At 48.4% G+C, this 12,796-nt stretch carries 9 protein-coding genes and 1 other RNA gene; 1 reads left to right on the forward strand and 9 read right to left on the reverse strand.

Annotated elements, in window-relative coordinates:
- Nucleotides 1-112 precede the first annotated feature (112 nt).
- Entirely contained in the window at nt 113-3,682 is a 3,570-nt protein-coding gene (locus tag ACO0LD_RS21715; RefSeq protein WP_423010262.1) for an ABC transporter permease/M1 family aminopeptidase, read from the reverse strand.
- A gap of 9 nt (nt 3,683-3,691) precedes the next feature.
- Nucleotides 3,692-4,600 carry an ABC transporter ATP-binding protein gene (locus ACO0LD_RS21720; protein WP_423010263.1) on the reverse strand — a complete coding sequence of 303 codons (909 nt, stop codon included), beginning with the start codon at nt 4,598-4,600 and terminating at the stop codon, nt 3,692-3,694.
- A 230-nt stretch (nt 4,601-4,830) separates the two neighbouring features.
- Here ACO0LD_RS21720 and ffs point away from each other — a divergent pair.
- Nucleotides 4,831-4,929, forward strand: an RNA gene (gene ffs / locus ACO0LD_RS21725) — signal recognition particle sRNA small type.
- Nucleotides 4,930-4,999: 70 nt separating this feature from the next.
- Here ffs and ACO0LD_RS21730 read toward each other — a convergent pair.
- From ACO0LD_RS21730 to ACO0LD_RS21760, 7 genes are all read right to left on the reverse strand, one after another.
- Nucleotides 5,000-7,273, reverse strand: a complete 2,274-nt coding sequence (locus tag ACO0LD_RS21730; RefSeq protein WP_423010264.1) for an ATP-binding protein — start codon at nt 7,271-7,273, stop codon at nt 5,000-5,002.
- A gap of 83 nt (nt 7,274-7,356) precedes the next feature.
- Nucleotides 7,357-7,839, reverse strand: coding sequence for a cache domain-containing protein (locus tag ACO0LD_RS21735; RefSeq protein WP_423010265.1), 483 nt, complete (start codon nt 7,837-7,839; stop codon nt 7,357-7,359).
- 410 nt (nt 7,840-8,249) lie between these two features.
- Nucleotides 8,250-9,563 (reverse strand): MFS transporter, encoded by a 1,314-nt coding sequence (locus ACO0LD_RS21740; protein ID WP_423010266.1) that lies wholly within the window; start codon nt 9,561-9,563, stop codon nt 8,250-8,252.
- A complete protein-coding gene (locus ACO0LD_RS21745) occupies nt 9,560-10,627 on the reverse strand; it encodes a MerR family transcriptional regulator (protein ID WP_423010267.1) in 1,068 nt (355 codons plus the stop codon). Before ACO0LD_RS21745 ends, ACO0LD_RS21740 begins: the two co-directional genes overlap by 4 nt.
- A gap of 86 nt (nt 10,628-10,713) precedes the next feature.
- Entirely contained in the window at nt 10,714-11,148 is a 435-nt protein-coding gene (locus tag ACO0LD_RS21750) for a DoxX family protein (protein WP_423010268.1), read from the reverse strand.
- A gap of 151 nt (nt 11,149-11,299) precedes the next feature.
- Nucleotides 11,300-12,226, reverse strand: a complete 927-nt coding sequence (hslO, locus tag ACO0LD_RS21755; RefSeq protein WP_423010269.1) for an Hsp33 family molecular chaperone HslO — start codon at nt 12,224-12,226, stop codon at nt 11,300-11,302.
- Nucleotides 12,227-12,239: 13 nt separating this feature from the next.
- Nucleotides 12,240-12,764: a gamma carbonic anhydrase family protein gene (locus ACO0LD_RS21760; RefSeq protein WP_422951031.1), complete on the reverse strand. Its 525-nt coding sequence runs from the start codon at nt 12,762-12,764 to the stop codon at nt 12,240-12,242.
- Nucleotides 12,765-12,796: the final 32 nt, after the last annotated feature.

Raw genomic sequence — 12,796 nt, forward strand, 5'->3', positions numbered from 1 at the left:
TAAAGCGTACTGGTATGCATACAGCAGCTTTGAATGCTAAAAAGCACGTATGTGCGAGAAAGGCGAACCTTGGTTCGCCTTCCTGTGTCCTTGCTGTGCCTATGAGGACAAATTACTGACTACTCAATTCCACCTTGATCAAATTATCATCCGGTTTGCGATCAATATATTTGATATCCGGATCTATACCTGCTTTGGCAGGCAAGCCTTTGACAATGAGTTTGAACTCCATTTCTTTTTTGTTGATGAGCTGGCGCTGACGTAGCAAGGGTTTGCCATCTTTGTCGTCTATGCCTATATCCATCAAGTCTTTCAGGGGGACTTCTTTTTCTGCACCCAGTTCATCGGCTTTGAGTTTATTGCTGGTGACCTTGAGTGTTACCTCGTACTGTCCATCCGGCAAGGCTTTGGCGCTTGCTGAAATGGCGCGATTTTCATACAGGGTGATGGATTCAAAAAGATCATCAATCACATATTGCAGTTCAGCCGGCGTGACTTCGCGCAATGCCCTGGTCAATGCCGTGCTGCTAGGGTAAGGCGCTCCCTTGTTGGCGTGGCGTGCAATGACTTCACGCAGGGCCTGATTGACTTTATCTTCACCTATCTGGTCTTGCAGCAAGTACATGGCCAGGCTACCTTTGGCATAGTGGATATAGTCTTGATTTTCATTTTGCGCCAGTGGCAGTTCTTTCTTCCTTTCCTGGCTGCGGCCTTGCAAATACCTGTCCAGTTCAAATTGCAAGAAGCGGCGCATGGTTGCATCACCATAGGTATGCTTCATGACCATCAGGGCAGAGTACTGCGCCAGCGTCTCTACCAGCACGGTGCCACCTTTGCTATTGCCAGAGATGACCTGATGTGCCCACCATTGATGGGCGACTTCATGTGCTGTCACATAGAATGGGTAATCAACTTCCTTGGGATTATGGTCATCGACACGGGCAATGAAACCTATGCTTTCTGAAAAAGGTATGGTGTTGGGGAAAGCCTGGGCAAATCTGGCATAGCGTGGAAACTCAATGATACGGACCAGTTTATGCTGATAAGGACCAAAGTTTTTAGTGTAGTAATCCAGTGACTTTTGTACGCCTTTCACCATGCGGTCTACATTGTATTCATGTCCTTTGTGGTAATCGATTTCTATGGGAATGTTTTGCCACTGCGCTTGCTTCACTTCATAGCGACCTGACAGGAAGGCATAAAAATTCAAGATAGGCTGTTCTGGTGCGTAGTGATAATAGTTGCGGCCATGCTCTTGCCACTGGCGTTTTAAAGTGCCTGGGGCCACTGCCATTTGATCTGCAGAGGTTGATACGACTGCGTCAAAATTGATCCAGTCGGCATCATTGGCAATGTAGTTGTTTTCCAATGCCTTGGGATCATCCCTTTCCGCCATTCTTTCTTTTTCAGGCAAGCCATGCTCACGCCGGGTTTTATCTTCCCTGAGTTCCATTGCTGGCTGATAGCCTATATGTGGCACCAGCATGCTATTGAAGAAGCTGCCATTGTAGTAAAGAGGGCTACCCTGGCTCATGCCCAGAAAGTTTTTGGGTTTGATATCAAGTTCAAAATTGAGATTCAATTTCTCACCTGCTGCCAGAGGTTTTTTTAGTTTGTAGCTATGAAATCCCAGCTTGCTATCAGCTATATTTTTTTCATTGGCAAAATCCAATTCCATTTTGATGATATCTACATCTTCTTTTTGCGTAATAAAAATCTCTTGTATCGCCTGGTTGCTGTGATTGATCAGCTGATAGCTTCCTTTGATATGCGTACTACGTGTTTCAGGATAGATGTCTACATTCAGTTTGACATCGCTGATACGTGGTTGTGTCTGGCTGGCATATTGTTTATAAAGTTTTTCATAGCGGGCATTGTCAGCTTGTTGTGCAAACTGGTTCTGGTAGGGATTAAGAATATTTGTAAAGTAAAAAATTGCAGCGCCGGTCAGCAAGAAGATACTGGTGCCAGCCGCCAGTAAAATCGAATTACCCCCTGTGAAAGCCTGTTTTGCGAGGCGCAAGCGCAGACGAAAATCTGTGGTGGTGCCACGCACCCACATCATCAAGGACAGACTGACCAGGATCAGGGCAGCACCGGTCCAGTAACTCAAGTACCAGCGGGAGGCAGCCAGCATGTGACCATAGCCATTCATGTCAGAGTAAGTGATGGATGGTGTCACTGCATAGCGGAACATGGGATGTTCAATACCCATGGCAGGCAAGGCTATCGTGGCAGCGTAATACAGCACGATTAAAAAATAAGCCAGATACTTGTGATTGACGATGACTTGCAAGGAAATCGCGAGCACGGCTAACAAGGCATATTCTGGCCATTGCATCAAAAACAGCTGCTGTACATACTGGGCTATCTCATAATTGGTATAGCCTTTGATCGTCTGTAGCAGGATGCCGCACAACATCAATACGAAGAGCATGATGCCTTGCAAGGCAATCAGCGCGATCAGCTTTGCAGTGAATGGCAGGTAGTTGGGAATGGGCAGTGCATCAAGCAATTGCGCAATGCGGGCATCCCGTTCACGCCATACCAGTTCACCGGCGTAAAAGGTGGTAATGGCAAGCATGAAGATACTAAAGCTGCCACTGAGAATCTCCAGCACCGCATAGGTCACAGGGTAAGTGGGCGTGCCAAACATCTTCGTGATGGAGCTGGAAATCGCAAACATGAACAAAACACCTGCCAGTAGCATGACGATGAAATACACGTTTTTTACTGACTCGCGCAAATTCAGCATGCTTTCGGCATACAGTAATTTCAAAATTCTGTTATTCGAGAAATTGGGAGTGACTTTTTGCAGTTGTATTGTGTTGGGGAACGTCGCAAGCGTTTCTTTTTTTTGCTTGCCTGCAGTGTTGACAGTTGCAAAATTGAAGCGCCAGTAGCACAACCCCAGACTGGCAACACCAAGGCTTAGCCATATCAGGCGGTTGATGAGGAAAACGCCATCCAGGGCAATCTGGCGGGTATTCTTGTCGACTATGCTCCAGTATTCAGTCGTCAAGCTGATGGCAGAAGAGCCAAAGGGATCAAGCAGGGCAGCGATAGTCTTGTTGTCCAGATCAGCCCGCAATGAACGGGCAACCAGATAACCGATAATCAAGAGCACGCTGGATACATATACCGGCATCATGCGGCGTGTCAGTGCGCCAAGAGTGAAGAAGATGCCGCCAAAAATTATAAAATTCGGCAATATCGCGTACAGATAGGGCATGACATATGACAAGGGCTGTACTGCGCCCAACCTGACTGCTTCTATGCCCGGCAAATAACAGCCCAGCCATGCACCCAGACCAAGACTAGAAAAGATGATGATACTGGTCAGCAGAGCCCCCAGAAAACGCCCGGCGAGGTATTGAAATTTACTGATGGGCGCGCTATAGAAAAAATGCCAGGTGTGGTGTTCTATATCCTGATGCGTTGCTTGTCCCATCAATGCCGCAACCGTGCCGATGCCGAGATAGCCAAGGAAGGTGAAGCTTTGGAAAATTGCTACAGGTGCATTGATATAAACCTTGCCGCCAAAACCGATAGATGCGCCAGCAAATAAACCACCGGCAGCCGCCATCCATAGCAAAGCAAGGGAAAAGAAAACCAGAAAATAGACATAAATGGACAGGCTGCGTGCCTTTTGACGCAGCTCAAACATGAGTATCGCTAACATGACGACTCCTCAGGCTGCGCGTTGAACTGGCAAGGCAGCAGGGCCAGCCAGCAAGCCTGCCATCGCAGCGAAATACACATCTTCCAGATTACCTTGAGTGGTTTCAAAGTTGTCATCTGGCTGCGTATCTGCATACACGTGGATGAGTGTACGACCCGAGGTCAGGCGACTGGATATGAGTTGATACTTTTGCTGGCAGGCAGCAAGCTCAGTTTTCTCTATAAACCGTTTCCAGATTTTGCCCTGTATCTGCGCGATCAAAGAAAGTGGTTGACCGGTCAGTATTACCTGGCCTTTATTGATGACAGCCATGTTATTGCACAGGTCAGCCACGTCTTCCACGATGTGGGTGGACAGGATGACGATTTTTTCAGCGCCTATGTCAGCCAGCAAGTTGTGGAAGCGTACCCGTTCTTCAGGGTCCAGGCCTGCTGTGGGTTCATCAACGATGATCAGTTTAGGATCACCAAGCAGCGCCTGAGCAATGCCAAAACGCTGACGCATGCCGCCAGAAAAACCACCCAGATGCTTGTTTCTGACATTGTAGAGATTGGTTTGATGCAGCAAGGCATCAACCACTTCTTTGCGTTGCTTGCGATTATCCAGACCCTTCAAGACAGCGAAGTGATCCAGCAAGTCATAAGCGCTGACCTTGGGGTAAAGACCAAAGTCTTGTGGCAGATAGCCAAGCAAACGACGTATCTGGTCCTTTTGTTCATGGATATTGATATTGTCGAGCAGCGCAGTGCCTGAATCAGCATCCTGTAAAGTCGCCAGCGTGCGCATCAGGGTAGATTTGCCTGCACCGTTTGGCCCCAGTAAGCCAAACATGCCGGCAGGTATGGTCAGGTTGATATCATTAAGTGCTTGTACGCCATTGCTATACTGTTTTGAGAGCTGCTGTATGCGAAGTTCCATGCTTTTGTCCCTTTTGTGATTGAACTGCTTCTTGCGCGGCGAGCGCTTGCAGATATATCTTATGTAAATGGAATGCGCAAATGGAAAGATGCGATGAAACGGGCGTAGGCCAGGATGGAAGCAAGAAATTGCGGATTGAACTGATTTGCCTGGAGCGAGCCCGGCGTCTTGTCAGGCTTATTATGGCCAAAGTGCTGCAAGTTCGTGTCTGATGCGATATAATGCTGTTTGGCGGGCCCCTGCGCATTGCGGCGTGGCCAATCTGGTCAGGTCGGGAACGAAGCAGCCACAGTCACTTACCGCAAGTGCCGCAGATCAGGCTCGCCAACTTCTTGTTTTAATTTTCCCAGTCTATCTATACTATTGCCAATGAATTGTAGATTCATGGATCAGCGTTTTCTATGCCGCAAATCTGTCAGTTTGTTTAACGGGCGCAACCAGTGGCAATAGCAAGCTTAACGTTGTTCCATGATCTGGCTCACTATTGAGTTCAATTTTACCGCCCAGTACATCAGTTACCAGGTTGTAGACGATATGCATACCCAGACCTGATCCGCCTTTCCCCAGTTTTGTCGTAAAGAAGGGGTCAAATACGCGAGCCAGATGCTCTGGCGAAATACCGCTACCGTCATCACTGAAGATAATCTCTACCTGATTCGTTCCATAAAGCCTGGTCTTCAGATACATATTCCCATGCTCTTGATGCTCAAAGGCGTGCGTCAGCGAATTATTGACAGAGTTGGTGAGAATTTGCGCCAGCGCCCCCGGATAACTTTCCATCATGACCTCAGGTGCTAGTTCAATATGCAAGTGATGTTTGCTCCTGCTATACATGGGTTCCAGAGTGGTCAGGATTTCATTCAGAGTGGTACTCAGGTTAAAGCGCCGTCTTTGATTGCCTGATTGATCCACCGCAACCTGTTTAAAACTGACAATGAGCTGGGCTGCTCTATCCAGGTTACGCACCAGTATATTTGCGCCTTTGATGGTTTCCTGGGCCAATTGCGCCAGGATGGAACGGCGTGGCTGGCTGCTTGATAATTCGTTCTCCATGCTGCTTGCATGATCATGCATGGTGGAGGCAACGGTGACGCTATTACCTATGGGGGTATTGAGTTCATGAGCGATGCCCGCGACCAGTGAGCCAAGGGCTGCCATTTTTTCTGAACGTATTAACTCGTCCTGCATGGCTGTCAAGCTGTCGAGTGCCACACACAGCTCTTCATTGGTTTTTTCCAGGCTGTAGGTGCGTTGCCCCACGCGTTCTTCCAGTTCGGAATTCAATTGGCGCATTTCGTTTTCGATGCCGCGGATACGGCTGATATCGATAGGCGTAAAAATGACCATTCTGTCGCCATCTGACTCCAGCAAGCGTGAAGATAGCAGGCAAGTCGCTATGCTGCCATCCTTGTAGCGAAAGCGCATTTCAAACTGATCGACAAAGCCCTGTTCATTGAGTAATTTCAGGTAGGTAGATCGTAAGGAAATATCTTCCCACAGTTGCAATTCTTGCGGCGTCTTCCCGAGGATTTCACTGGGGCTGTAGCCAGCCTGCCTGGCCAGGCTATCGTTGATTTCTACAAACCTGTCATTGCTGAGGCTGATCAAGGCCAGCGGGACCGGGGAATACTTGAATAAATTGACGAATTTATTTTCGCTCATGCGTAGCGACATCTCTGATTTTTTCAGGGAATCTTCGGAGCGGTGCAGGCGGCGTATGTGCAGCCATAGTAAAAATGTCAGCGTGCTCAGTAATAATATGGTCGCCCCTGAAAACACGATGCGGTCACGAGTGCGGTCGCGCCAGGCAGCCAGGACGGAATCACTGTCACGCGCAAACACAGAAACGATAGGGAAGCCAGCGATTTTGCGATAAGTGTAAAGGCGCTCTCGCTGGTTTTTTTTATCAAGAAACTGGCTATCCATAAAACTGCCTTCAACCGCCTGCCTGAGCATATCCTTGATCAGCGGTGATTGCGGGACTTGTTTACCTACATATTCTTTGTCAAACGGAAATCTGACGATGACTGTGCCATCCTCAGTGAATAAAGAAACCATGGCCTTGCTGTCTTTGGCAACCCTGGCATACACAGCGCTGAAATAGGAAACACTGATGTCAGTACTGATAATGCCAAGATGCTTGCCATTGTCTGCAAACAGGTTGCGGGCGATGGGGACAACGAGTTCGGTATCGTAAAAGCGCTGGAAGGGATGGCCAATAACGGCATGCCGGATTTCAGGATGTTTCAGCAAGAGAGGAATGTAAGTTCTCTCATCTGCATCGACCTGATAGGCTGGATAGTCTATGGTACTGACAAAAGCTTTGCCCGATGGATTGACGTACTGCAGTGCTTTTAATACCTTGTTGAAGGGCTGTGCCCTGGCAATCAATTCGCGGATGATGTCGTCATTGAGTTCACGCTCGCGGCTCATGGATCGTATGGCACTGATGACTGTGCTCAGGTTGCCATCTGCCTCGAGCAGTGTCTGGGTTGCATGCTCTTCCAGCAAGCGAACGGTCACCATGCCATTTTCATATTCAGATTTGAACGTGACGCTACGGTCTTGCGAGATAGCCCACCAAGTTTGTAAGATAATGGCAGCAATTGCCAGAGCTGCAAGCAGCAGGAAAATGACACCAGCAAGCCTGGGTCGTTCAGCTGGTGCCGCCATGTCTGGTCCTTGTCTTTGTATAAGTATTCTTTGTTTGCCTCATAGACGCAGCTATATCAGACAGAATGTTGGTGTCACATGCCTCAATAGTATACCCCTGTCCCCAGGCAAAAATCCTGTCCGGGAACTCTTTCAACATAACCTCTTTTCTTTTCCAGGTCCTTGGTGACCGGGTTGGGCCAGCGGTAGTTCACCCATCCTTTCCCTTTGGAGAAACATTTCTCCACCATTTCCCTTATCAGGAAAACACCATCCTGATCACGCATGTCGAGCATGACTTTGCCAACAATCTTGGGGTTTTTGCCATGTACAGACTGATATCCCTTCTGATCCAGGGTGTAAAGGTAAAGGTCACCTTTTTTATTAATTTCACTGACAGAGTTGAAGGGGCTTTCCAGCCGGTTGAATTCGATAACGGCTTTCTCTGCGCCATACGTCTTGATGTATTCCTGGGCTTTTTGTATCAGGGCAAGAGCTTCAGCTTCGGTGCTTCTTTCTACGGCTATTGCCTGAAGTGGAACGCTGACAAGCAATCCCAGAACCAAAGCGTAGCAAGTTCTTTTCATGCTGGTCTCCTTGTTCTGGCAGCACCTGAAGAGATACAACCGGTATCAGATTTTGTATGATAGGGTGAAAGCAGGCAAACATAAGTCAAATAAAAGTTAATTGTTGTTCAAATTAACCCGATTTAACAATGAAATTGTTGTTTTTCAGAAAGTATGGACAGCTACGGATGTCTGCTCACAGGCAAGCGGAATTTGAATGGGATTTTACCGGTCGTGCGGAGGCAGGTGCAACATAGTATGCGCTACGGTACACGGTTACATGCTGTTTGTGATGTGCTACGTGGATGGAGCTTGAGGCCAGGACCAATTCTGAAAATCCGTGATGTTGGGGCGGAGCAGAAATGACTCGGGCCTGGTGTCACAGATATTGTCGGCCTGAGTCATTTGTTCGAAGACTTATGTTCGAAGACTTATGCAGTAAGCCTCTTGTCTGTCACCGTGGCGATAGGGCTGACCTGTGTTGCCATGATGACGATCAGTATCAACAGGCTGCCACTGCCCATGAATAATTGCGGAATAGTGATGCCGCGCAGCAGCCAACCGGTGAATGCTGCCGAGACCGGCCCTATGCCCATGAAGATAAACATGAACATACTCATGGCGCGGCCTATCATATTTGGCGGTACCTGTTTTTGCACCCAGGTAAATACTGCCACATGCAAAAATCCGCCCAATATGCCCACACTTAACAGTATGCCCGCACCTTGCCAACTGGCGCTGATCAGGCCCATGGGGATAAACAAGATGCCCACAATAAAATCGACCAGCAAGATGGTGCGTCCCAGATTGCCAAAGCGCAGATTAGGTTTCATACCTGCCAATGCCATCCCCAATAAAGTGCCTGCACCGTGCGAACCTGCCAGCAAACCAAGCGCACTGGCGCTATTACTGAGTTGATTTGCCATCACCGGCAAGGCAATCTGTATTGGCCCCATGATGAAGAAAGCGATTGCGGACCAATAGATAAAGCAGCTACGCAGTTGCTTCTCATTCCAGCAATAACGCAAGCCTTCTGTCAGGGACTGCAGCAGTGCTGGTTTTTGCCCTTCAGGACCTGAGCCAGGCAGTGCAGACTTGCCATCATTCATCCTGACCTTGCTCAGTGTCCAGGCAGAAAAAGCGTAAGTGAAGCAATCAAAAAAGAAAGCCGCTGCCAATCCTTGAGCATCTTTGATCATGCCTTGCTCATGTGTGCCAAACAAGGCAATCAATAAGCCCGCCAGCACAGGGCCGATGAACATGGTCAACTGTCGCATGCCCAGCATGGTGCCATTCGCAGATTGCAACTGGGCTGGTGCGACTACACGTGGCAACATCGACGTACCTGAAGGTATGCTGAATGCGGTCGATATTCCCAGTCCTAATGCCAGGACATACACCATCCATAATTCCAGCTTGCCGTAAAAAATCAGGGCGCTCAATATGCCCAGCAACAGCGTATTGATGTACTTGGTTTGCATCATCACTGTCTTGGGTGAATAACGATCGACCACTGCTCCACCCAGTAATATCAATAATGCGCGCGGCACGCTGATCAGTGCCAGCACGATGCCGAGTATCAGGGTGTCACCAGTCATCTTCAGCACCAGCCAGGGCAGGGCAATCAAAGTGAATTGGTCACCCAGCATGGAGATGGCGCCACCGCCTATCATCCACAGGAAATTACTGTCCTTGAATATGCCTTTGGGCGTATCACCAGTTTTATTTGTATCTATATTGTTCATGTTGTTTTCCTTACTTTTTCTTGCGGCTTTTCAAGAGAGTTTTTCTCCAGGATTGCCATTCCCTGACGGGCGTAGGCAATGATGGTGAGTGTCAAACCTCCGCCTATGCTTAGCTCTGGTTCTTTTTCATGGATGCTCCTGACTTTGAGCATGGTGGGCAAATGATTGCCCCATGCATCCATGAACAGCTCGCGCCATTTGATTAAAGAGGCTTGCACATCGGGATGGTCAGGTGGCAGGTTTAGAGCCATTTTTTGCTTCACTTCAGAAAAGATGCGCGTCCATGATTCTGCATTTCTGAAAAATGAGGCGCGAAAATACTTCAGTTCTTCTTCGCTCAGGTATTTTCTGTAAATGTCATATCTGACTTCTACGGATGCACGGGTGATGAAATCCATCATCTCATCATCGACACCGCTTAAAGACTGTAGAGATGGCTCTTTCCGGTGCATCAACGTGAATTTGCTGAGCAATCTGGGATCAGGCATGATTTGACTCATGGCCAGTACCCATTCTTTGGCCAGTTGTTTGGCTTGTGTGTCAAGTGGTGATATTTTCTGGTCCAGCAAAAGCCTGGCAGCCTTGACGTATGGGGCCATATGCGTCTCTATCTTGCTTTGCGCTTGTGATTCCAGTTCGCGCATATCCAGAATCTCATCACGGCTGAAATATTTGCCGATCAGACTCATCATTTCCAGCGTCGACAGCCAGTATTCAAGATTGGGTTCGTCATTGGCTTTCAATAAGCCTGACAATTCTTGCAGCCTGTCACGCAATTCCATGCTTTGTGCTATTTGCTGATCCAGACCAGAAATCTGTTCGTCTATGACGAAGTGCAAATCATTGCCAGCGCCGTTGATGACATCACCCACTTCTGCCAGCGATAAATCCAGACGGCGCAGGGCTTGTATGTGATGCAGGCGTTTGATGTCTGACCTGTCGTAGAGGCGATACCCTGCCTCTGAGCGCGCAGATGGTTTGAGCAAGCCAATTTTGTCGTAATGATGCAGTGTGCGTATGGTCAGGCCAGTGCGGCTGGCCAGTTCACCGATTTTCAATAACATACCTGATCTCCTTCAATGAGGGAGACTATAAAGCCTCACCTAATGTCAGGGTCAAAGGTTTTTTGAAAATATTTTCCTTGTCGGATTTATTTGTCTTTTTTATCTCGCTGTGGCCAATATGCCCACATTACACCAAGCAGGCTGCTCAGCAAAATAAAGCCCCATTCCATGCCGCCGGTACCTGCACCGACAACATACCAGCCATAGTGGGAGTGAACATGGATCAATCCAAAGCAAATCACGATGATATGGCCTATGCACGCAGGCACGACAAAGCGATTGGCCAGCAACGCCAGGCTGCAGGCAGTTTGCAATAGCAAGACCAGCCATGCCAGGGCAGTGCCAAAGGGATAGCCAAGCTCGGTCAGGAACTCGCCAAAGAGCGGGATATTCGCCAGGTGAGTGTAGCCATGCAAAGGGTGCATCAAAATAATCAATGCGACACCGATACGCACGATATCCATACCCCGGTGCAGCTTGGCTGGACTTGCTTGATTTACTTTATACCATTGCTGAATCATGAAAATCTCCTGAAAAATGAGTTTTCAACAATGGCAGAAAATAAAAATTTGAATGGGCTTATGTGATCAAATCGTCTTGCAGAGTGATGAGTTCAAGACGAATTTCATAGGGAAATGGTCTGGCGACGCAAAGTCACCAGACTGGTAGGCATTAATGCTTGATTTCAGGAGCTGCCAGCGTGCCTTCGGTCAGTGTGCTGGCAACGAACAACTGCGCGCAATCCACCTTGTCGAAACCATAATGCTTGCCGCAAAAATCACAATTGATATCCAGTGTGCCAAGGTCAGCGATGGCTGACTGTATTTCTTCTTCACCCAGCATTTTGAGCATGTCACCGACTTTTTCACGCGTGCAATTGCACTGGAATTGCGGATGCAAAGGGTCGAATACGCGTATGGTTTCTTCCCAGAACAGGCGGTGCATGAGTATATCTATGCCTGTACTCAGCAATTCTGGGCGTTTCAGGGTATCGCCGAGCATGACGGCATGGTTCCAGGCTTCAATTTCATCTTCTACTTGGGCTTCAGCGCCACCGGTTTTTGGCAATTTTTGCAGCAGCATGCCACGTGCGACCTGGTCGTCTGCCGCCAGCCACAGCTTGGTGTCGAGCTGTTCTGAACGCTGCATATAGTTTTCTATGACAGTTGCGATACTGTCGCCATCCAATGGCACTATGCCCTGGTAAGCCTGCTGGCCTGGCAATTTATTGTTCGGGTCGAGCGTAATCACAAAACGACCTTTACCATGCGAATGGATCAGGTCCGTCAGACTGGCATCTTCCGCAATATCGGCATGCTCACTGAGTTTGGCAGTGGCACGCATTTTCAACTCAGCATCACATTCCACCACCAGCAGCTTGACCGGGCCATCGCCATGGATTTGCATGATCATGGTGCCATCAAACTTCAAATTGGCTGATAGCAGGGCAGATGCGGCCAACAACTCGCCCAGTATGGTTTGTACTGCAGCCGGATAAGTCTTGCGTGCCAGGGTTTGTTGCCAGGTGTGGGTCAGTTCAACCATTTCGCCGCGTACACCAGCATGTTCGAACATGAATTTTTGTAGAGTATCAGTCATTGTTATCGCTAAATCAGTCTATGCGTTTGAGTTGTGTTTTAAAGGCTTGCCCACGTTTTACGTAGGTGTCGGCATTGCGCTGCAGGCCGGCAATATCTGCTTCGCCCAGTGTCCTGACCACTTTGGCGGGTGAACCTATGATGAGGGAGTTGTCCGGGAATTCCTTGCCTTCCGTGACCAGTGCGCCAGCACCAACCAGGCAGTTCTTGCCTATCTTTGCGCCATTCAGTACTACCGCCTGTATGCCTATCAATGAGCCATCACCTACGGTACAGCCATGCAGCATGGCCTGATGGCCGACAGTCACATTTTTGCCTATCACCATGGGATAGCCAGGATCAGTATGTAAAATACTGCCTTCCTGTACATTGCTGTTTTCGCTAATGGTAATCAATTCATTATCGCCGCGTATGGTGACATCAAACCAGATGCTGGCATTGGCTTCTATTTTGACTTTGCCTATGATGTTGGCACTGTCGGCAATATAGGCGGATGCATCAATTTCAGGTACTAGGTCACCGAATTGGTAAATGGGCATGGTTATTCCGTAAAATGACGCTTTTTTAGCTA

The organism is Undibacterium sp. Ji83W (assembly GCF_049340385.1).
Lineage (GTDB): Bacteria > Pseudomonadota > Gammaproteobacteria > Burkholderiales > Burkholderiaceae_D > Undibacterium.